This is a genomic window from Streptomyces sp. sk2.1 (genome assembly GCF_008120935.1).
Lineage (GTDB): Bacteria > Actinomycetota > Actinomycetes > Streptomycetales > Streptomycetaceae > Streptomyces.
Map to the genome: position 1 here is coordinate 64,743 of NZ_RDBO01000045.1, position 21,373 is coordinate 86,115.

17 protein-coding genes are annotated in these 21,373 nt (G+C 72.6%); 4 read left to right on the forward strand and 13 right to left on the reverse strand.

Features of this window, described 5'->3' with window-relative positions:
- Positions 1-17: 17 nt before the first annotated feature.
- The 11 genes from EAO76_RS15455 to rsmI all read right to left on the reverse strand — a co-directional run bounded on the left by EAO76_RS15455 (position 18) and on the right by rsmI (position 13,953).
- Entirely contained in the window at positions 18-1,922 is a 1,905-nt protein-coding gene (locus EAO76_RS15455) for a PQQ-binding-like beta-propeller repeat protein (protein ID WP_148836526.1), read from the reverse strand.
- A gap of 134 nt (positions 1,923-2,056) precedes the next feature.
- The gene (locus EAO76_RS15460; RefSeq protein WP_148836527.1) at positions 2,057-3,871 is read right to left on the reverse strand and encodes a PQQ-binding-like beta-propeller repeat protein; all 1,815 of its coding nucleotides are present in this window, start codon (positions 3,869-3,871) and stop codon (positions 2,057-2,059) included.
- A 299-nt stretch (positions 3,872-4,170) separates the two neighbouring features.
- Positions 4,171-5,694 (reverse strand): PQQ-binding-like beta-propeller repeat protein, encoded by a 1,524-nt coding sequence (locus tag EAO76_RS15465; protein WP_316248342.1) that lies wholly within the window; start codon positions 5,692-5,694, stop codon positions 4,171-4,173.
- A gap of 21 nt (positions 5,695-5,715) precedes the next feature.
- Positions 5,716-6,132: a hypothetical protein gene (locus EAO76_RS47295; protein ID WP_316248343.1), complete on the reverse strand. Its 417-nt coding sequence runs from the start codon at positions 6,130-6,132 to the stop codon at positions 5,716-5,718.
- A 201-nt stretch (positions 6,133-6,333) separates the two neighbouring features.
- A complete protein-coding gene (locus tag EAO76_RS15470) occupies positions 6,334-8,157 on the reverse strand; it encodes an ABC-F family ATP-binding cassette domain-containing protein (protein WP_148836528.1) in 1,824 nt (607 codons plus the stop codon).
- A 91-nt stretch (positions 8,158-8,248) separates the two neighbouring features.
- Positions 8,249-9,622 carry an acyltransferase gene (locus EAO76_RS15475; RefSeq protein ID WP_148836529.1) on the reverse strand — a complete coding sequence of 458 codons (1,374 nt, stop codon included), beginning with the start codon at positions 9,620-9,622 and terminating at the stop codon, positions 8,249-8,251.
- A gap of 77 nt (positions 9,623-9,699) precedes the next feature.
- Positions 9,700-10,599: a 4-(cytidine 5'-diphospho)-2-C-methyl-D-erythritol kinase gene (locus EAO76_RS15480; RefSeq protein ID WP_148836530.1), complete on the reverse strand. Its 900-nt coding sequence runs from the start codon at positions 10,597-10,599 to the stop codon at positions 9,700-9,702.
- The gene (gene rsmA, locus EAO76_RS15485; RefSeq protein WP_148836531.1) at positions 10,596-11,486 is read right to left on the reverse strand and encodes a 16S rRNA (adenine(1518)-N(6)/adenine(1519)-N(6))-dimethyltransferase RsmA; all 891 of its coding nucleotides are present in this window, start codon (positions 11,484-11,486) and stop codon (positions 10,596-10,598) included. Before rsmA ends, EAO76_RS15480 begins: the two co-directional genes overlap by 4 nt.
- A gap of 39 nt (positions 11,487-11,525) precedes the next feature.
- Positions 11,526-12,392, reverse strand: a complete 867-nt coding sequence (locus tag EAO76_RS15490; protein WP_148836532.1) for a TatD family hydrolase — start codon at positions 12,390-12,392, stop codon at positions 11,526-11,528.
- A gap of 90 nt (positions 12,393-12,482) precedes the next feature.
- Positions 12,483-12,896 (reverse strand): hypothetical protein, encoded by a 414-nt coding sequence (locus EAO76_RS15495; protein ID WP_148836533.1) that lies wholly within the window; start codon positions 12,894-12,896, stop codon positions 12,483-12,485.
- A 160-nt stretch (positions 12,897-13,056) separates the two neighbouring features.
- Positions 13,057-13,953 carry a 16S rRNA (cytidine(1402)-2'-O)-methyltransferase gene (rsmI, locus tag EAO76_RS15500; protein WP_148836534.1) on the reverse strand — a complete coding sequence of 299 codons (897 nt, stop codon included), beginning with the start codon at positions 13,951-13,953 and terminating at the stop codon, positions 13,057-13,059.
- Between the two features lie 53 nt (positions 13,954-14,006).
- Between rsmI and EAO76_RS15505 the strand changes: the two genes are divergently transcribed.
- Positions 14,007-15,791, forward strand: a complete 1,785-nt coding sequence (locus EAO76_RS15505; RefSeq protein WP_148836535.1) for a dolichyl-phosphate-mannose--protein mannosyltransferase — start codon at positions 14,007-14,009, stop codon at positions 15,789-15,791.
- Positions 15,792-15,972: 181 nt separating this feature from the next.
- Here the strand turns inward: EAO76_RS15505 and EAO76_RS15510 are convergent, their stop codons facing one another.
- Positions 15,973-16,956: a GlxA family transcriptional regulator gene (locus EAO76_RS15510; RefSeq protein WP_376038569.1), complete on the reverse strand. Its 984-nt coding sequence runs from the start codon at positions 16,954-16,956 to the stop codon at positions 15,973-15,975.
- 59 nt (positions 16,957-17,015) lie between these two features.
- Between EAO76_RS15510 and EAO76_RS15515 the strand changes: the two genes are divergently transcribed.
- A complete protein-coding gene (locus EAO76_RS15515) occupies positions 17,016-17,948 on the forward strand; it encodes an NADP-dependent oxidoreductase (RefSeq protein WP_148836666.1) in 933 nt (310 codons plus the stop codon).
- A 17-nt stretch (positions 17,949-17,965) separates the two neighbouring features.
- Here the strand turns inward: EAO76_RS15515 and EAO76_RS15520 are convergent, their stop codons facing one another.
- Entirely contained in the window at positions 17,966-18,418 is a 453-nt protein-coding gene (locus tag EAO76_RS15520; RefSeq protein WP_148836537.1) for an Lrp/AsnC family transcriptional regulator, read from the reverse strand.
- Positions 18,419-18,525: 107 nt separating this feature from the next.
- On the opposite strand from EAO76_RS15520, the gene EAO76_RS15525 reads away from it, so the two are divergent.
- On the forward strand, positions 18,526-19,485 hold the full coding sequence (locus EAO76_RS15525) for an SMP-30/gluconolactonase/LRE family protein (protein ID WP_148836538.1): 960 nt from the start codon (positions 18,526-18,528) through the stop codon (positions 19,483-19,485).
- Positions 19,486-19,665: 180 nt separating this feature from the next.
- Positions 19,666-21,373: penicillin-binding transpeptidase domain-containing protein (locus EAO76_RS15530; RefSeq protein WP_148836667.1), on the forward strand; the 1,708-nt coding region annotated here is incomplete at its 3' end.

A 21,373-nucleotide genomic window follows, 5' to 3' on the forward strand; every position in this document is an offset into this window, starting at 1 on the left:
TCCGTGCGGCCGGTCGCTCAGCCCCGGCTGAAGGCGACCACCAGGCGGCGGTCCTCGTCCAGCGAGCCGTGCGGCTTGCTGACCATCGTGCTCGACAGGTACAGGCGCCCGTTGTCGTAGCGGAACTCGGAGTAGTCCGGCGTGAAGCTGGTCTCCGCGTCACGGATCGACTCGTCGCTCGGGTTCTCCATCAGCACCGTCTGCTTGAACGTGCCGCCGTCGATGGAGACGACCTGGCCGCCCTTGTCGTACGGGGGCACCCGGTACGCGATGATGTTGCCGCCGTCCATCCGGATCGGGAACATCGTGTAGCGGTCGCCCGCGTCGGCGCGGTCACCGGTCGGCTTGCCGGTCTTGAGGTCGAAGGAGACGATCTCGTTGGTGTCGCCGTACTCGCCGGTGCCCTCGTGGTCCTCGGTCGGCACGTAGATGCGGTTGTTGCCGACGGCGAGCTGGCTGCAGCTCTCGACCTTGGTGGAGGCGCAGCGCGCGGCGTACTTCTCGGCGTCCGCCGCGATCCGGGTGAGCAGCTTGCCGGTGGAGGTGTCGATGGAGAAGAAGTCCGAGATGCCGCTGCCGTCGCCGGCGGTGTCGCCGACGTCGGCCGCGACGACCAGCGGCTTGGTGGAGACGACGCTCGCGTAGTCGACGCCGGGCGGCATCTTGTACGAGGAGATCGGGGCCCCGTCGGCCGGGTTCAGCGGCTGGATGACGAGCTGCGGGTCGTCGTACGAGCCGCACGTGCGGACCGCCACGAGCGCCTCGCCGCCGCCGTACCCCCTGTCGTAGCAGCCGTCGGTGCTGGCCCTGGGCTTCCAGCGCTCGGCGCCGGTCTTCAGGTCGAAGCCGGCGCCGCCCTCGGTGCCGCCAGCGGCGACCACGTCGCCGCTGACCGTGATCTCGTCGAACCTGACCGCCGCGTCACCGCTGGTGGCGGCGGTGATCGACTTGCTCCACAGCATCTTGCCGGTGTTCAGGTCGAGCGCGCCGACCTGGTTGCACGGCGGGTACTTGGTCTGCTTGGTGGGCTTGCTCTCCTGGAAGGCGATCGCGGTCTTGTAGTCCTTGGACATGTGCCGCGAGGCGGCGCAGAGCTGGCCCGCCAGCGGGATGGACCACAGCTTGGTGCCCTTGACCGGGTCGTAGCCGACGATCTCGTTCAGCCCGGTCTTCACGTACGCCTTGTCGGTCAGCCAGGAGCCGTCGACCCTGGTGACGTCGGTGACCTTCGGCAGCGGGAGCTGGAAGGCGACCTTGGACTTGGGGTCGTCCGGGGCCTTCTCCTTGCCGCCCCCGAGGACGCCGCCCTTCTCGGTGCCGCCCTTGCCGCCGGTGGTGCCGCCGGCCTGGGACGTCTTGTCCGTCTTGTCGTCGTCGCCGGAGGCGGCGTACCAGACGCCGCCGCCCACGATCAGCACCACGGCGACCGCGGCGGCGACGATGATCTGCATCTGGGTGGTGAACTTCTTGCCGCCGTTGCCGTCCTGCTGCGGCGGGTACGGCTGTTGCTGCTGCATCGGCGTGGTCGGGTAGCCGTAGCCCTGCTGCGGCGGCTGGCCGGGCGGCATGCCCTGCGGGAAGCCGTAGCCCTGCTGCGGCTGTCCGGGCACGGGTGCCTGCGGGTAGCCGTACCCCTGCTGCTGGGGCTGCGGGTAGCCGTAACCCTGCTGCGGGGCCCCGGTCTGCGGGTAGCCGTAGCCGGCCGGCGGCTGCGGGACGCCGGGCTGCGCGGGCTGCGTGGGCTGCCCGGCGGCGGGCGGCGGGGTCGGGGCGCCGAACCCGCCCGCGGGCGGCGGGGTGGGGGCGCCGAACCCACCGGGCGGCGGGTCCTGCGGAGCGCCGAACCCGCCCGGCGGCGGGTCCTGCGGGGCGCCGAACCCGCCCTGGGGCGGATCGTTGGGCGGCTGGGGCGGCTGCGTCATGGCGTGCGTACCTCTGGGGGGGAAGGGGAGTCGGTGGGTCGGGGCCGGCAGCGGTCGGTGGTGCTCCGGCCGCTGCCGGTCGTGAGGCGTCGGGTCCGACGGCTCGGTGTCGCCGTCGAGGGCTTGGTGAGCCGTCAGTTGCCGAAGGCCATCATGGTCTTCGTCTCCAGCTCTTCCTTGTCGTTCCTGGCGCTGACCCGGCCGCTCGCGATGAAGGAGCGGCCGTCCGCGTAGACGACCTTCGAGTTGTAGAAGGTGCTCTCGATCTCGGACGTCGACACGGGGTGCTGGAGCAGCATCTTCGGGGTGCCGCCGGTCGGCGCGAGGGTGGCGATCCCCCCGCCCTTGTTGAAGCCCGCCTCCACGTAGAGCAGCACGTCGCCGCCCTCCATGCGCAGCGGCTTCACCACGCGCTCGCTGGGGGCCGCGGCCTTCCACTTGGACTTGCCGGTGTTCAGGTCGAAGGCCACGACCTTGTTGGTGCGGGCGAGACCGCTGGAGTCCGGGGCGGTGGCCATGTAGAAGGTGTTGGCGTCGGCGGCGACACCGGTGCAGCCGTCGAGGGACTTCCCGAAGATCGCGAAGGCGCTGCCGCAGTCCGGTGCGAACTTGTCGCCCTTGTCGCTGGTGATGCCGGTGCGGAGCTGCCCGTTCTCCTTCAGGGCGAGGATGCTCCACTCCTTTTCCTTCTTCAGGGAGACCACGAGCGGGGTCACCGAGTAGACCTTGTCGATCTCCCAGCCGCGCTTGGGCTGGTACGTCCACTTGGGCTTGCCCGTGACCGGGTCCAGTTCCTGGATCTGGTGCTGCGGGTTGTCGACGTCGCCGGTGCGGCAGTTGGCGGCCGCGATCAGCTTGGGGCCGCCGGCGAAGGCGAACGGCTGGCAGTTGCCCGACTGCTTGCCGAACAGCTCCTTGCCGTCGCTGACCCGGTAGGCGTTGGAATTGCCGGTGCGCCCGACCGTCACCGTGTCGCCGCTGATGGCGAGGGAGATGTCCGAGAGGAAGTCCCAGGTGCCGTTCTTCTTGATCGACTTCTTCCAGCCGGCCTTGCCGGTGTTGAGGTCGATCATCTGGAGGTCCGCGCAGTCGGCCTTGTCGGTGGTGCCGTTCTTGACGCCGATGACGATCTTGCCGTTGGCGGCGGCCTGGGCGGGTGCCGCGCACAGGTCGGCGGGCAGCTTCAGCGTCCACTTCTGCTTGCCGTCGCCGACGGAGTAGCCGGAGACCGTGCGGTACATGCCCTTGACTATCGTGTCACCGACCACCCAGGGGCCGCGGACGTCGGAGCCGTTGCGGGGCAGGTCGACGTCGTTCTTCTGGAGCCAGAGGACCTTCGCCTCGCCCTTCTTGCGACCGGCGTTGAGGTCCTCGTCGCCACCGCCGTTGCCGTCGCCGTTGCCGTCGCCCTCGTTCACGGAGGGCGAGCCGCTGGGCTCGGCGCCCTTGCTCTGCTGGGCGACGGGGTCCTTCTTCTTGTCGTCGTCACCGCTCATGGCGAAGAAGACGCCGCCGCCGATCACCAGGAGCGCGACCGCCGCGGCACCGATGATGATCGCGGGCTTGCGCTTGGCACCGCCGTCGCCCGGCCCGCCGGGGGTCGGGGCGCCGGGGTACTGCTGCGGCTGGGCGTAGGGGCCGGGCTGCTGACCGTAGGGACCGGGCTGCTGGGCGTACGGCCCCGGCTGCTGGGCGTACGGGCCGGGCTGCTGACCGTACGGCCCCGGCTGCTGACCGTAGGGACCGGGCTGCTGGGCGTACGGCCCCGGCTGCTGGCCCGGCTGCTGCGGATAGCCGTGGCCGGGGGCCTGACCGGGCGCCTGCGGGTAGCCGTAGCCGGGCTGGGGCGGCGTCTGCGGCGGGCCCTGGGGCGGCTGCGGCGTTCCCTGCGGCTCCTGCGGCGCGCCGAAGCCGCCCTGCGGCGGTTGCTGGCTGGGCGGCTGGGTCATCAGCACGTCCCCCTTCGTGCGGTCCTGTGCCCGTTCCGATCTCCCCCGCGATCCCTCGGAGCCCCCGGGGCCAAAACCCCCGAACCCTTCGGAATGGAGCGAATCGGGCATGGATCCCGCGGCGTTGCGTCAGTCGAGCGGGCCTTCTTTGTACCACCCGCAACACCCGGGGCACCGGGTCGGTCCACTCCCTGTTCCCAAGGGAGAACCGCCCCGTGATGCCTCCGTTACGCCCCGGGGAACGCCGGGGAGCGGGCTTCCGACGCCCTGCCCCGCCCCGCCCCGTGCGCCCCGGCGCGTCAGTTGCCGTAGACCCCCATGGACTTGGCCTTCTCCTCGTCGCCGTCCTCGACGCCGCTGATCCTGGAGGACACGAGGAAGGAACGCCCGCCCGTGTAGGCGACCTTGGGCTCGTAGAGTTCCCGTTCGGCGTCGGCTCCCGACGCCGGGTGCCGCAGCACCATCCGCGGGGTGCCGCCGGTCGGCGGGAGGGACGCGATGCCGCCGCCCTTGCCCTTCGCCGCGCCCAGGTGCATCAGCAGCCTGCCGCCCTCCACACGCATCGGCATCAGGGTCTGCCCGGCCGGGGAGTCCGCCTTCCACTTGACCTTGCCGGTGGTCAGGTCGAAGGCGACGACCTTGTTGGTGGGGTCGAGTCCGGACTCGGGCTCGGTCGCCATGTAGACGCCGTGCTCGTCGGCCGTCACGCCCAGGCAGCCGTCGAGGGCCTTGCCGGAGGTGAGGAGGTCGGTGTCGCACCGGGTGCGGTAGTTCGGGTCGTCACCGATCAGCTGGGAACGGTAGGTCCCGTTGTCGTTGAGCAGGAGGATGGCCCACTTCTCCTCCTCCGGCTTCCGCAGGGAGACGACCAGCGGGCTGACCGAGTAGAACTGCGAGACCTCCCAGCCCTTCTTGACCTTGTACGTCCACAGGACCTTGCCGGTGGTCGGGTCGATCCGCTTGACCTGCTGTTCCTTGTGGTCGTCGGCCGCCGTCTGACAACTGGCCGCGGCCACCGCGACCGGGCCGCTCGCGAAGCCGAACGGCTGGCAGTTGCCCGGCAGTTCACCGAAGAGCACCTTGCCGTCGGAGACCCGGAAGGCGTCCGTCCTGGTCTTGCGCCCGACGGTCACGGTGTCCCCGTTGATCGCCATCGCGGGGTCGGAGAGCCCGTCCCAGGCGCCCACCCGCTTGTACTTCTTGTACCAGCCGGCCTTGCCGGTGTTGAGGTCGACCATCTGGAGCGCGTCACAGGTCGCCTCGGTGCCGCTGCCGCCCATGATGCCGAGGACGATCCTGCCGTCGGCGGTGGCCTGCGAGGGGGCGGCGCACATGGTCGCCGGCAGCTTCAGCGCCCACTTCTGCCTGCCGTCGCCGACGGAGTAGCCGGAGACCGTGCGGTACATCGCCTTCACGACGGTGTCGCCGACGATCCAGGGCCCGTACACGTCGGAGCCGTTGCGCGGCAGGTCGACACCGCCCTCCTGGAGCCAGAGCGCCTTCGCCTCGCCGGACTTCCGCTTGGCGTTGATCCCGGCGGCCTCGGCCCGCAGCGCGCTCGCGCGCTCGGCCGCGGCCCTGTCCTCGTCCTCGGCACCGGACTTGTCGTTCTTCCCGCCGCCCTTGCCGCCGCCGGACGCGGAGTCCTGGTCGGCGCCGGTGCTCCCGTTCGCCCCGGACTTCTTGCCGTCGTCCCCGCCGACGGCCAGCCAGACCCCGCCCCCGGCCAGCAGCACCACGGCGAGCAGGGCACCGACGACCGCTCCCCGCCGYCCCCGGAAGAACCCGCCGCCGCCACCGCCGTTCCCCGCCGGCCCGTACAACGCACCCGCCCAGCCGGGCCCCTACGGAGCCCCCGCCCAGCAGCCTGGCCCGTACAACGCGCCCGCGCAGACCGCGCCGTACGGCCCCCCGGGCTGCCCCGGGCCGCCGTACGGCGCGGTCTGCGCGGGCGCGTTGTACGGGCCAGGCTGCGCGGGGGTGTTGTACGGACCGGGCTGCGCTGGGGTGTTGTACGGGCCCGGCTGGGCGGGGGCTCCGTAGGGGCCCGGCTGGGCGGGTGCGTTGTACGGGCCGGGCTGGGCAGGCGCGTTGTACGGGCCCGGCTGGGCGGGAGCGTTGTACGGGCCCGGCTGCGCGGGGGCGTTGTACGGGCCGGGCTGGGCAGGAGCGTTGTACGGGCCGGGCTGCGCCGAGCCGTACCCCGGCGCCGGGGCCGGTGGTGCGGTCGGGGCCGGTGGTGCGGCAGGGGACGGCTCCACCGGGGGGTCGTACGGAGCCCCGAAGCCTCCCTGCGGCGGTTGCTGGCCGGGCGGCTGGGTCATCGGCGCGTCCCCCTCGTGCTGCGTACGGACCGTCCGGCTGCTGTGCCGGGGCAAGGTTTCTTTCTACCACCCGCCCCACCAGCCCCGGCAGCCACGTCGAAGCACGCCCCCACCGGCCGCCCGGCAGGCTCCCGACGGTCAGGCGTCCTCGGCCAGTTCGAGCCAGCGCATCTCCAACTCGTCGCGCTCGGCGACCAGTTCGCGCAGCTCCGCGTCGAGCTTCGCCACCTTCTCGAAGTCCGTGGCGTGCTCCGCGATCTGGGCGTGCAGCGCGGTCTCGCGCGTCGAGATCTTGTCGAGCTGCCGCTCGACCTTCTGGAGCTCCTTCTTCGCCGCGCGGGCGGCCTGCGGGGAGAGCGCCGCGGCAGGGGCTTCCTTCTCCTTGGCCGCCGCGGGCGCGGGCGCGGCGGAGGGGGTCGTCGCCTCCTCGATCCGCTGCCTGCGCTCCAGGTACTCGTCGATCCCGCGCGGCAGCATCCGCAGCGTGCGGTCGCCCAGCAGCGCCATCACCCGGTCCGTGGTCCGCTCGATGAAGAACCGGTCGTGGGAGATCACGACCATCGACCCGGGCCAGCCGTCGAGGAGGTCCTCCAGCTGGGTCAGGGTCTCGATGTCCAGGTCGTTGGTGGGCTCGTCGAGGAAGAGGACGTTCGGCTCGTCCATCAGCAGGCGCAGGATCTGGAGCCGCCTGCGCTCACCGCCCGAGAGGTCCCCGACCGGGGTCCACTGCTTCTCCTTCGTGAAGCCGAACTGCTCGCAGAGCTGGCCGGCGGTCATCTCCCGGCCCTTGCCGAGGTCGACCCGGTCGCGCACCTGCTGGACGGCCTCCAGGACCCGCAGGTTCGGGTCGAGCTCGGCGACGTCCTGGGAGAGGTAGGCCAGCCTGACGGTCTTGCCGACGACGATCTTCCCGGCGGCGGGCTGGGCGTCGCCCTGGGTGCGGGCCGCCTCGGCCAGCGCCCGCAGCAGCGAGGTCTTGCCCGCGCCGTTGACCCCGACCAGGCCGATCCGGTCGCCGGGGCCGAGCTGCCAGGTGAGGTGGGTGAGCAGCGTCTTGGGGCCGGCCTGGACGGTCACGTCCTCCAGGTCGAAGACGGTCTTGCCGAGCCGGGCGTTGGCGAACCTCATCAGCTCGCTGGTGTCGCGCGGCGGCGGCACGTCGGCGATCAGCTCGTTGGCCGCCTCGATGCGGTAGCGGGGCTTGGAGGTGCGGGCCGGGGCGCCGCGGCGCAGCCAGGCCAGCTCCTTGCGCATCAGGTTCTGCCGCTTGGCCTCCTCGGTCGCGGCGATCCGCTCCCGTTCGGCCCGGGCGAAGACGTAGTCGCTGTAACCGCCCTCGTACTCGTGGACCGTGCCGCGCTGGACGTCCCACATGCGGGTGCAGACCTGGTCGAGGAACCAGCGGTCGTGGGTGACGCAGACGAGGGCGGAGCGGCGGGCCCGGAGGTGGCCGGCCAGCCAGGAGATGCCCTCGACGTCGAGGTGGTTGGTGGGCTCGTCGAGGACGATCAGGTCCTGCTCGGCGATGAGCAGCTTGGCCAGCGCGATGCGGCGCCGCTCGCCGCCGGAGAGCGGGCCGATGACGGTGTCCAGGCCGTGCTCGAAGCCCGGCAGCGCGAGCCCGCCGAAGAGCCCGGTGAGGACGTCGCGGATCTTGGCGCTGCCCGCCCACTCGTGGTCGGCGAGGTCGCCGATCACCTCGTGGCGGATGGTCGCCTCCGGGTCGAGCGAGTCGTGCTGGGTGAGGACGCCCAGGCGCAGCCCGCCGCTGTGGGTGACGCGCCCGCTGTCCGCCTCCTCCAGCCGGGCGAGCATCCGGATGAGGGTCGTCTTGCCGTCGCCGTTGCGGCCCACGACACCGATCCGGTCCCCCTCGGAGACCCCGAGGGACACGCCGTCGAGCAGGGCACGGGTGCCGTACACCTTGCTGACCTGCTCGACATTGACCAGATTGACGGCCATTTCACTCCTGCCCCGTGGGATCGATCGACTTCCCAGGGTACGGGGCGGCGGCGGACCGGTCGCACGGCCTCCGGTCCGTCCGCCGGTGCCGCTACGCCCTCCGGCCCCCGGCCCGTACGGCGGTGCCCCGGCCCGCCCGCTCCACCAGCAGCCAGCCGCCCAGCGTCATCGCGACGGCGGCCGGGGCGCTGACCGGGACCGCGATCAGCAGGGCCGTGCGGCCGTCCAGCAGTCCGCCGAAGCCGACCATGGACAGGCCCAGGACACCGAGCAGGCACAGGGTCGCGCCCAGGGCGGCGAGGGGGCCGGAGCCCGTGGCCGCCGCGGTTGCGGGAGCGCCGGTCGCGGGGGCCGGGGAGGCCGGGCGTTCGAAGGTGCGGAAGGCGGCGACCAGTGCGGCGGTGAGGGCCGCCGCAAGCGCGATCCGCAGCGGGACCTGGGCCCACCAGGCGGCGGTGGCCGGTTCGGGCAGCGGGACGTCGAGGGCGAGCATCGCCCCGTACACGCCGAACATCGCCGTGAGGTGCCAGAGGAACGCGGTCATCGCCACCCCGTTCGCCGCCACCACCGTGCGCCAGGCGCGGGGGCGCTCCAGCAGCCGGGCCGCCGGGGCGCGGAGCAGTTCGACCGCGCCGACGAGCCACAGGCCGTGGCAGAGCAGCGCGAGGGTGGGCGGGGCCATGTTGCTGACCTTCTCGCCGGGCATCCCGACCATGGACAGCGGGTACGGGCCGAACGCCACCAGGGCACAGGCGCCGGCCAGGCCCGCCCCGGCGAGGAGGGCGGGGCGGCGGATGCGGCCGTCGGCGCGCAGGAAGCCGAGCTGGTGGACGGCCAGCCAGACGAACGCGAAGTTGAGGAACTCGACGTACGGCACCCCGGCGGCGAACCGCAGCACGTCCACCGCGGCGGCCGCGCCCGCCAGCCCGGCGAAGGCGCCCCAGCCGTACCGTTCGTGCAGCTTCAGCAGCGGCGGGGTGAAGGCGACCATCGCCAGGTAGATCCCGATGAACCACAACGGCTGGGTCACCATGCGCAGGGTCGTGCCGGTCAGTCCGCCGCCCCCGCCCAGGAGCTGGATCACCAGCGCCGCCGCTCCCCACAGCAGGACGAAGACCGTGGTCGGGCGCAGCAGCCGCTGGAGCCTGGCCCGCAGGAACGCGGAGTAGACGGAGTCCGCGGAACCCCGTGGGTCCCGGGCGCGCCTGCGGAGCAGGGAGCGGTAGGACAGTGCGTGCGAGAAGCCGCCGACGAAGAAGAACACCGGCATGACCTGGAGCAGCCAGGTCAGCGGCTGGAGCGCCGGGACGACGGCGAGCAGGTTGCCGACCCCGTCCGGGGTGACGGCGGCCATCAGCCAGTGGCCGAGCACGACCGCGGCCAGCGAGGCGACCCGCAGGAGATCGACGTAGCGGTCCCGGGTGGCGGGCGTCGCCCCGGCCAGTTCACGAACACTTGATCCCATGGGGGTACGTTCGCGCGAACCGGGCGGGGCGCGGCAGCGCGGCCGTACTCAGATCCGGGATGAGTACGAGGCCCCCGTCAGACGGCTCGCGCGCCCGGCGCGGGCGACACCGCGGTACGCGCCTTGCGGCACGTTCCCGATGCCGTCAGCGCGTCGGCGACCTTCCGGGCCGATTCCTCGTCCGCCGTCAGGAACGCGGTGGTCGGGCCGGAGCCGGAGACCAGGGCGGCCAGGGCGCCTGCCCCGGTGCCCGCGGCGAGGGTGTCGGCCAGCGAGGGGCGCAGGGAGAGCGCGGCGGGCTGGAGGTCGTTGCCCAGGGCGCCGGCGAGCGCGGCGGTGTCGCCGGAGCGCAGCGCCTCCAGGAGCGCCGGGGAGGCGACGGGGGCGGGTACGTCCGTGCCGGCGGTGAGCCGGTCGAACTCGCCGTAGACGGCCGGGGTGGAGAGCCCGCCGTCGGCGACCGCGAAGACCCAGTGGAAGGTGCCGCCGACCTCGATCGGGGTCAGCTTCTCGCCGCGCCCGGTGCCGAGGGCGGCGCCGCCGACCAGGCTGAACGGGACGTCGCTGCCCAGTCGCGCGCAGATGTCGAGCAGCTCGTCCCGGGTGGCGCCGGTGCCCCACAGGGTGTCGCAGGCCAGGAGCGCGGCGGCGCCGTCGGCGCTGCCGCCCGCCATGCCGCCCGCGACGGGGATGTCCTTGGCGATGTGGATGTGCACGTCGGGGGCGATGCCGTGCCGCTCGGCCAGCTCGATCGCGGCGCGGGCGGCGAGGTTCGTCGCGTCCAGCGGGACCTGGGCGGCGTCCGGGCCGGAGCAGGTGATCCGCAGCGCGTCGGCGGGGGTGACGGTGACCTCGTCGTACAGGCCGACGGCGAGGAAGACGTTGGCCAGGTCGTGGAAGCCGTCGGGGCGCGGGGCGCCGACGGCGAGCTGGACGTTGACCTTGGCGGGGACGCGGACGGTGACGGCCGTGCTCACGCGGCACCCCCGGTGGCGGCCTCGGCGGCCGGCTTGTGCTCGGCGATGGCCGCGAACTCCTCGACCGTCAGCGCCTCGCCGCGGGCCTGCGGCGAGATCCCGGCCGCGACCAGCGCGGCCTCGGCGGCCGGGGCGGAGCCCGCCCAGCCGGACAGGGCCGCCCGCAGCGTCTTGCGGCGCTGGGCGAAGGCCGCGTCGACCACCGCGAAGACCTCGGCCCGGCTCGCGCTCGTCGTGACCGGTTCCGTGCGGCGGACCAGCGACACCAGTCCGGAGTCGACGTTCGGGGCGGGCCAGAAGACGTTGCGCCCGATGGCCCCGGCCCGCTTGACCTCCGCGTACCAGTTGGCCTTCACCGACGGCACGCCGTAGACCTTGTTGCCCGGCCGGGCGGCCAGCCGGTCGGCCACCTCGGCCTGGACCATGACGAGGGTGCGCTCGATGGACGGGAAGCGCTCCAGCATCGTCAGCAGGACGGGCACGGCGACGTTGTACGGGAGGTTGGCGACCAGCGCGGTCGGCGCCGGGCCCGGCAGCTCCCGGATCAGCATCGCGTCGGAGTGCACCAGGGCGAAGCGGTCGGCGCGCTCCGGCATCCGGGCGGCGACGGTGGCCGGCAGCGCCGCCGCCAGCACGTCGTCGATCTCCACGGCGACGACCCGGTCCGCCGTCTCCAGCAGCGCCAGGGTCAGCGAGCCGAGCCCCGGGCCGACCTCGACGACGACGTCGTCCGGGCGGACCTCCGCCGTCCGGACGATCCGGCGGACCGTGTTGGCGTCGATGACGAAGTTCTGGCCGCGCTGCTTGGTCGGGCGCACGCCCAGCTTCGCGGCCAGCTCGCGGATGTCTGCGGGGCCCAGGAGGGCGTCGGGCTCAGTGGTACTCACCTGTAAAGCGTAAGGCGCCCCGCGTTTTGCTCCCGCCCCTCAGTAGTCGAAGGCCCGCGCGGTGTTGTCGGCGATCGCCGCCGCCAGGGTGTCCTCGTCCAGGCCCTTCACCTCGGCCATCGCACGCAGCGTGACGGGAACGAGGTAGGGCGCGTTGGGCCGTCCCCGGTACGGGGCGGGGGTCAGGAACGGGGCGTCCGTCTCGACCAGCACCAGCTCCGTCGGCGCGACGGCCAGGGCGTCCCGCAGCGGCTGGGCGTTCTTGAAGGTGACGTTGCCCGCGAAGGACATGAAGTATCCGGCGTCCGCGCAGATCCGGGCCATGTCGGCGTCGCCGGAGTAGCAGTGGAAGACGGTCCGCTCGGGGGCGCCCGCGTCGGCGAGGACGCGCAGCACGTCCGCGTGCGCCTCGCGGTCGTGGATGACCAGCGCCTTGCCGTGCCGCTTGGCGATCTCGATGTGGGCCCGGAAGGACTCCTCCTGGGCGGCCATGCCCTCGGGACCGGTGCGGAAATGGTCGAGCCCGGTCTCGCCGACGCCGCGCACGTGGTCGAGGGCGGCCAGCGCGTCGATCTCCGCCAGCGCCTCGTGCAGCGCGGCCGTCCCGCCCGCCTCGCGCGCACCCTGGCGCGACCAGCCGTCCGGGTCGCCGTGCACGATGCGCGGCGCCTCGTTGGGGTGGAGGGCGACGGCCGCGTGCACGGAGGCGTGCGCGGCGGCGGTCTCGGCGGCCCAGCGCGACCCGGCCACGTCGCAGCCCACCTGGATCACGGTGGTGACGTTCACCGCGGCGGCCCTGGCCAGGCCCTCCTCGACGGTGGCGTCCTGCATGTCCAGGTGGGTGTGCGAATCGGCGACCGGCACCCGGAGGGGTTCGGGCAGCGGCGGGGCTTCGGTACGGCTCATGCCGACGATCGTACGAGGACCGGCGGGCACCCGAGGACCGACGGCCGCCCGAGGACCGGCGGGCGTACGGCCGAAGCCCCCGCCGGTCGTCTATTTGCGGTGGAAGGGGTGCAGCAGGTCGGACAGGCGCCAGTGGCGCCCCGCGTCCGAGGGCGCGGCAGTGGCGGCCGGGGCTCGTCGGGTGTCGGCCCTGCCCTGTCCGGTCGTGTCCGCCGGCACGGGCGGCATCGGCGGCCGGGACGGCTGGGGGCTGTGGAGCAGCTGCTGGACGGCCGACACCCGCCCCGCCCGCATGATCCGGACCACGTGGCCGCCGCAGTTCAGGCAGGTGGGCCTGGAGAGGGGTGAGGGCACCCGCTCCCCGTCCGCCTTGTAGATGACGAAGTCGTTGTTGGAACCGTCGATGTGGTGCTCTATCTGATAAGCCTGCTCCCACCCGTACCCGCACCTCATGCAGGCGAAGGCATACGCCTCGTGCACGGTGGTCACTGCGATCTCGCTCATGCCCTGCTCCTTTGTCCGCCGGACAAAGCACTCCGGAGAATGCGTCCCTGACCCAGTGGACGCCTTTACCGACGGGAGCGCATCGGGCCCTGTCGAGTGTTGGAGCGGTTTTGGCCTTCTCGTGGCAGAAAGGGTCCGCGCGCGGCTCTCGCTTTGCTTTTCACGATAGTCCTTTGCCCTCTTCGGGGCCGGTTCGAGCCGCGTTCTTTGCCGCGACGACCGCGTCGAACACCTCGCGCTTGGGCAGCCCCGCCTCGGCGGCGACGGCGGCGATGGCCTCCTTGCGCCGCTCCCCCGCCTCCTCGCGCACCCGCACCCTGCGCACCAGCTCCGCCGCGTCCAGTTCCCCGGGGCCGGTGTCGGCCGCGCCCTCGACGACGACGGTGATCTCGCCGCGCACCCCGTCGGCCGCCCAGGCCGCCAGTTCGCCCAGCGGGCCGCGCTTGACCTCCTCGTACGTCTTGGTCAGCTCCCGGCACACGGCCGCCCGCCGGTCGGTACCGAGAGTTTCGGCCATCGCTGCGAGGGTGTCGCCGATCCGGTGCGGGGACTCGAAGAAGACCATCGTGCGGCGTTCCGCGGCGACCTCGCGCAGCCTGCCGAGCCGCTCGCCCGCCTTGCGGGGCAGGAAGCCCTCGAAGCAGAACCGGTCGACGGGCAGTGCGGAGAGGGCGAGCGCGGTGAGCACGGCGGACGGGCCGGGGACCGCGGTGACCCTGATGTCCTTCTCCACCGCGGCGGCCACCAGCCGGTAGCCGGGGTCGGAGACGGACGGCATCCCGGCGTCCGTGACCAGCAGGACCCGGGCCCCGCCGGTCAGCGCCTCGACGAGCTCCGGCGTACGGGCCGCCTCGTTGCCCTCGAAGTAGGAGACGACCCGGCCCGTGGTGTGGACGCCGAGCGCCTGGGTGAGGCGGCGCAGCCTGCGGGTGTCCTCGGCCGCGACGACGTCCGCCGTCTCCAGCTCGGCGGCGAGCCTCGGCGGGGCGTCCGCCACGTCGCCGATGGGGGTTCCTGCCAGTACCAGCGTTCCAGTCGTTCCAGTCACAGGAATCATCCTCCCAGCCCGGGCGCCAGCGCTCGCACAGACGCGTTCCCTACGATGGCGCGGTGACGAGTACTGCGCCCGAAGCCCGACAGGGCCAAGACGCCGGGGAACCGCACGGCGAAGAGTCGGCATCCTGGCAGCAGCGGCTGCGCCGCTTCGGCCATTCGCCCCGGTCCGGCATCGGGCTGCGCGAACGGCTTGTTCCGACGTACACCCGGCCCGGCACCCAGCTGTGGGCGGTGCTCGGCATCTCCCCGCCGATGGCCGAGCGCCTGGTGCGGTGGTCGGCCTGGGGCGGACCGCTGCTGGTGGCGCTGGTCGCCGGGGTGCTGCGGTTCTGGAACCTGGGCAGCCCGCACGCGCTGATATTCGACGAGACGTACTACGCGAAGGACTCCTGGGCGCTGGTCAACCAGGGGTACGAGGGCGACTGGCCCAAGGACATCGACAAGCTGATCCTGGAAGACCCGTCGAAGGTGGAGATCCCGGTCGATCCGGGGTACGTGGTCCACCCGCCGGTCGGCAAGTGGATCATCGGCTTCGGTGAACAGCTCTTCGGCTTCACGCCGTTCGGCTGGCGGTTCATGGTGGCGGTGCTCGGCACGCTGTCGGTGCTGATGCTGTGCCGGATCGGCCGGCGGCTGTTCCGTTCGACGTTCCTGGGCTGCCTGGCGGGCACGCTGCTCGCCGTGGACGGCCTGCACTTCGTGATGAGCCGCACCGCGCTGCTCGACCTGGTGCTGATGTTCTTCGTGCTGGCGGCGTTCGGCGCGCTGCTGATCGACCGCGACTGGTCACGGCGCCGGCTGGCCGCCGCGCTGCCGGTCGACGAGGAGGGGGTGCTGCGCCCCGACGCGGAGGTCGCGGAGGGGCTGCGGCTCGGGCTGCGTCCGTGGCGGATCGTCGCCGGGCTGATGCTGGGGCTGGCCTTCGCCACCAAGTGGAACGGCCTGTACATCCTGGCCGCCTTCGGTCTGATGACGGTGCTGTGGGACGTGGGCGCGCGCCGGACCGCGGGCGCGCGCCGGCCGTACCGGGCGGTGCTGAAGCGGGACCTGCTGCCGGCCTTCGTCTCGACGGTGCCGGTCGCGCTCCTGACGTACGTCGTCTCCTGGACCGGCTGGATCGTCACCGGCAAGGGCTACTACCGGAACTGGGCGGCGACGGACGGGCAGGGCGGCCACTGGACGTGGCTGCCGGACTGGCTGCGCAGCCTGTGGCACTACGAGTACCAGGTCTACGAGTTCCACGTGAACCTGACGTCCGGCCACACCTACCAGTCCAACCCCTGGAGCTGGATCGTGCTCGGCCGGCCCGTCTCGTACTTCTGGGAGGAGCAGCCGGGCTGCACGACGTCGGGCAGCGGCAAGTGCGCCCGCGAGGTGCTGGCCATCGGGACGCCGCTGCTGTGGTGGGCGGCGTGCTTCGCCCTGGCGTACGTGCTGTGGCGGTGGTTCTTCCGCCGCGACTGGCGGGCGGGCGCGATCGTCTGCGGCGTGGCGGCGGGCTGGCTGCCCTGGTTCTTCTACCAGGAGCGGACGATCTTCCTGTTCTACGCGGTCGTGTTCGTGCCGTTCCTGTGCCTGGCGGTGACGATGATGATCGGCGCGATGCTGGGACCGGGGGCGGGAGCGGTGTCCGACCTGACGGGATCCGGCCCAGTGAAGGCCGTCCCGGCGGGCGACGACCCCGCGATGGAACGCAGACGGACGCTGGGCGCGATCGGGGCGGGCGTCCTGGTGCTGCTGATCATCTGGAACTTCATCTACTTCTGGCCGATCTACACGGGCGCCCCGATCCCCGACGGCTCGTGGCGCGACCGGATGTGGCTGGACACCTGGATCTAGCTGGGAAAACGCACCGAGGGGCCGCAGTCGTCGACTGCGGCCCCTCGGTGGTTGTCGGCCATCATCGGTGCCCATTGGCCGCCTTCGGACGGCCCGCGGACGGCCCGCGGACGGCCCCGGGATGTCGGTGACACGCGTGCCGGGTTCTCGAAATGGGTGAGGACCTTCCGCCCGGGGGCGTTCAGCCCGGCGTACCGGCGCCCCGGAAGGTGCGCCGGTACGCGAGCGGTGAGACGCCGATCGCGGCGTGCAGGTGCTCGCGCAGCGAGGTCCCGGTGGCGAAGCCGACCCGTCCGGCGATGTCGTCGACGGCGAGGTCGGTGGTCTCCAGGAGGTGCTGGGCGCGGGAGACGCGCTGCTGGATCAGCCAGCGGCCGGGGCTCGTCCCGACCTCGTCGCCGAACCGGCGCGCGAAGGTGCGCAGGCTCATCCGGGCGTGATCCGCCAGCTCCGTCAGCGTCAGGGGCTCGTGCAGGTTCTCCAGCGCCCACTGGCGGGTGGCCGACGTGCCGTTCGCGGACGCCGGGGGCACCGGGTGCTCGATGTACTGGGCCTGGCCGCCGTCCCGCCACGGCGGCACGACGCAGGCCCGGGCCACGTGGTTGGCGACGGCGGTGCCGTGGTCCCGCCGCACGAGGTGCAGGCAGACGTCGACGCCGGAGGCGGCACCGGCCGAGGTCAGCACGTCCCCGTCGTCCACGAACAGCACGTCCGGGTCCAGCGCCACCCGCGGGTACCAGGAGCGGAAGACGTCGGCGACGGCCCAGTGGGTGGTGGCGGGCCGGCCGTCGAGCAGCCCCGCGGCCGCCAGCACGAAGGCGCCCGTGCAGATCGACACGATCCGCGCCCCGGGCCGTACGGCCGCGAGCGCCTCGCCCGCGCCCGGCGGCAGCTCGCGCGAGAGCCGGGAGATGTCGAAGGGCGGCAGCAGCACCGTGTCCGCCGTCGCGAGCACCTCGGGCCCGTGCCCCACCGTGACCGAGAAGTCCGCGTTCGTGGCGACGGGGCCGCCGTCGACGGAGCAGGTCAGGACCTCGTAACGGTCCAGGAGCGCGCCGAAGACCCGGCTCGGGATGCCGAGCTCGAAGGGGTACGCCCCGTCCAGCGCGAGGACGGCGACACGGTGGACGGTCATGGCACGATCCCGTCGGAAGATGGCATTCATGCCATGGTACGGCCCGGGGGGCCCGGGCGAGGCTGGAGCACATGACGAACCCCACCACCATGCGCGCCATCGGCCAGGACACCCACGGCACCCCCGAGGTGCTGAAGGAGGTCGTGCTGCCGCGGCCCGTGCCCGGCCCGGGACAGATCCTGGTCGCCGTGCGCGCCGCCGGGATGAACCCGACCGACTGGAAGCACCGCGCCGCCGGTCTCTTCCTGAACCGCCTGCCGCTCGTCCTCGGCTGGGACGTGTCCGGCGTCGTCGAGGCCGTCGGCTTCGGCGTCACCCTGTTCGAGCCGGGCGACGAGGTCTTCGGGATGCTGCCCTACCCGCACGGCGTCGGCTCCCACGCCGAGTACGTGACGGGCCCCGCCCGCGCCTTCGCCCGCAAGCCCGCCGGCGTCGACCACGTCCGGGCCGCCGCCCTGCCGCTCGCCGCCCTCACCGCCCACCAGGCACTCGTCGACACCGCCGCGATACGGGCCGGGCAGCGCGTCCTGGTCCACGCGGCCGCCGGCGGGGTCGGCCACCTCGCCGTCCAGATCGCCAAGTCCCGCGGCGCGTACGTCATCGGCACCGCGAGCGCCCCCAAACACGACTTCGTCCGCTCGCTCGGCGCGGACGAGGTCGTCGACTACCGCACCATCGACTTCCGCGACGCCGTCCGGGACGTCGACGTGGTGCTCGACCCCCTGTCCGGCGACACCCGCGTCCGCTCCCTCGACGTCCTGCGGCCGGGCGGCGTCCTCGTGTCGCTCCTGCCGGGGACCGACCCCGACGAGGCGGCGAGGGCCGCCGCCCGCGGGATCCGCGTCAAGACCCTCCTCGTCGAGGCCGACCACGCCGGCATGAACGCCGTCGCCGACCTGGTCGCCGCCGGTTCCCTGCACGCCCACGTCGAGGCCGTCTTCCCGCTCGCGGACGCCGCCCGGGCGCACGCGCTCGGCGAGACGGGCCGCACCACCGGCAAGATCGTGCTCACCGTCCGCTGAGGGCCCGCCCGTCCGGATCAGCCCGGATCGGCGGCGAGCGGGGAGAGCTGCCGCTCGAAGAAGGTCTCCAGGACCACCGTGGCCTGCGTCCCGCTGACCCCGTCGATGGCGTAGACCCGGCGCAGCACGTCCTGCAGCTGCTCGGTGGTCGCGGTCCTGACCTTCACCAGCACCGAGGCGCTGCCGGCGATGACGTGCGCCTCCAGGATCTCGGGGAGCGCGGCGAAGTCCTGCGCCGAATCGCCCATCCAGGACGTCGAGTCGACCATCACGTAGGCCAGGACGGCGCCGCCCGCGGCGACCGGGTCCACCTCGGCCGTGGTGCGCCGGATGACGCCGCGCTCGCGCAGCTTCCGCACCCGCTCGTGGGCGGCGCCGGCGGACAGGCCGACGGCCTGTCCCAGCGCGGCGTAGGACTGGGTGGCGTCCTGCTGGAGCCGGTCCAGCAGCTCGCGGTCTATGTGATCCACAACTCTCCGTCCAGCATTTCCTTGCAAGGACCATATCCCATCTTGCAATCTTCACTTCATGCCGATTTTCATTCGGCACACGGCGTCTTTCGTGAGGAGTGGACCCTGTGAGCGGTGAACGCCCCGGGCTGTACGAGATGTTCGACGACCGGTTCCGTACCGGGCGGTGCATGAACGGCGACGACGCGCTGGAGGTCCTGTACACCGGCTGCCGCTGGGCCGAGGGGCCGATCTATCTGCCCGCCTGGCGGCAGGTGATCTGGAGCGACATCCCCAACGACCGGATGCTGCGGTGGGACGAGGAGACCGGCGCGGTCGGCGTCTTCCGCCGCTCGGCCGGGCACACCAACGGCAACACCCTCGACCGCGAGGGCCGGTTGATCACCTGCGAGCAGGGCAACCGCCGGGTGACCCGGACCGAGCACGACGGCACGATCACGGTGCTGGCCTCCCACTGGCAGGGCAAGCGCCTGAACAGCCCGAACGACGCGACGGTGAGGTCCGACGGCTCGATCTGGTTCTCCGACCCGGACTTCGGCATCACCAGTGACTACGAGGGCTACCGCGCGCGGAGCGAGATCGGCTCCAACAACGTCTACCGGATCGACCCGGCCACCGGCGAAGTACGCCTGGTCGCCGACTGCTTCGGCGCTCCGAACGGACTGGTCTTCTCGGCGGACGAGCGGCAGCTGTTCGTCTCCGACACCCGGGCCGGATTCATCCGCGTCTTCGACGTGCGGGACGACGGCACGCTGTCGGACGGCGAGGTCTTCGCCGAGGCGGGGGCCCGCGGGAAGGCCCGCTTCGACAACCTCCGCTTCGACGACGGCGGCCGGCTCTGGGTCGCCGCGATGGACGACGGCGTGCACTGCTACGACCCCGACGGCACCCTGATCGGCCGCCTGGACGTCCCAGAGACGGTCGCCAACATCTCCTGGGGCGGCGCCAAGCGCAACCGCCTCTTCATCACCGCCGAGACCAGCCTCTACTCGGTGGTCATGGGCGTCACCGGCACCCACCCGACCGGCCCGGGCCGGCAGCCCTGGCTGGACCCGGCACCCCGGTGACCTCGGGCCGGAACGCACCGCCCGGGAACGGGGCGAACCGTCCGCCTGTGCGTTCAGGGGGCACGTACCGCGTATCCCGTTCCCATAACAACCGTCTCGACCGCCCCTCCCCTCCCGTAGTGTGCCGACCAGCATCCCCTTGAACACGTTCAAGGGGGCTCCTGGGGAGGGGACTGCAGGATGCGCAGTGGAGCGAAGGTCGCCATAGTCGGCGGGATATTCACGGTCGTGGTCGGCGGGGTGGGGTACGGGGCGTACAACATCCTGGACGATCTGGGCGGTGGCGGTGGTACGGAGAGCCGTTCCACGTCCGCCGAGGTGAAGACGGGGCCGGTCACCGAGGAGGAGATCGGCGAGGCGTCGGAGAAGTTCCTGAAGGCGTGGGCGAGCGGCGACTCGGCCGCCGCGTCCCAGCTGACCAACAACGCGGGCGAGGCCGGACCGGCCCTCGCCGCCTACCGCGAGGAGGCCCACGTCACCGAGGCGGTGATCACGCCGGGCCCGGCGGTCGGCTCGAAGGTGCCGTACACGGTGAAGGCGACCGTGTCGTTCGAGGGCAGGTCCAAGCCCTGGTCGTACGCCTCCGAGCTGACCGTGGTGCGCGGCCTGACCACCGGCAGGCCGCTGGTGGACTGGTCCCCCGCGGTGATCCACCCGGACCTGGCGGACGGCGCGTCGCTGAAGACGGGCGAGGCGTCGGCCCCGGCGATCGAGGCGGTCGACCACAACGGCAAGGTGCTCACCAAGGAGAAGTACCCCTCGCTGGGGCCGGTCCTGGACGCGCTGCGCGAGAAGTACGGCGAGAAGGCCGGCGGCACCGCGGGCATCGAGACCCGGATCGAGAGCGCGGACGGGAAGACCCCCGACAAGACCCTGCTGACGCTCACCAAGGGCAGGCCGGGGAAGCTGGTGACCACCCTGGACGCCGGGATCCAGGCGGCGGCCGAGACAGCGGTGAAGCGGTTCGGCCAGGCGTCGGTGGTCGCGGTCCGGCCGTCCACGGGTGCGATCCGCGCCATCGCCAACAGCCCGGCCAACGGCTTCAACGCGGCGTTGCAGGGCAAGCAGGCGCCCGGTTCGACGATGAAGATCGTGACCGCCGCGATGCTGATCGAGAAGGGCCTCGCCTCGGCGGGCCAACCGATCGAATGCCCGAAGACCGCGATGTACCAGGGCCGCACCTTCCACAACCTGGACGGCTTCGACATTCCGCAGGGCACCCTGACGACCAGCTTCGCCCGGTCCTGCAACACGGCCTTCATCAAGCTGATCGACGACACGAAGGACGACGCGGCGCTCGCCGAGGAGGCCCGTGAGGTCTTCGGCATCGGCCTGAACTGGCAGACGGGCGTGGTGACCTACGACGGCAGCGTCCCCGAGGCGACCGGCGGCGAGGCGGCGGCCCAGTACATAGGCCAGGGCACGGTCCAGATGAACGCCCTCAACGTGGCGTCCATCACCGCCACCGCACGGACCGGCACCTTCCGCCAGCCGATCCTCGTGGACCGGGACCTCGACGGCCGGACGATCGCCACCGCCGCCAGGTCGCTGTCCCCGAACGTCTCCCGGCAGCTGACCGAGATGATGCGCCAGACGGCGGCCTGGGGCACCGCCAAGGCGGCGATGTCCACGGTCGGCGGCGACAAGGGCGCCAAGACGGGCTCGGCGGAGGTGGACAACCAGGAGACGTCCGACAGTTGGTTCACCGGCTTCAGCAACGACCTGGCCGCCGCCGCGGTCGTCAAGGCCGGTGGCCACGGCGGCGACGCGGCGGTCCGGGTGGCCTCCGGGAACTTGCGGATCTCGACATCGAGACCCAACTCCCGCAGGGCCTCGGCGAAGCGCGGATGGGCCTCGGCGGCGGCCGTGGCGGCGGTGTCGGTGGCGG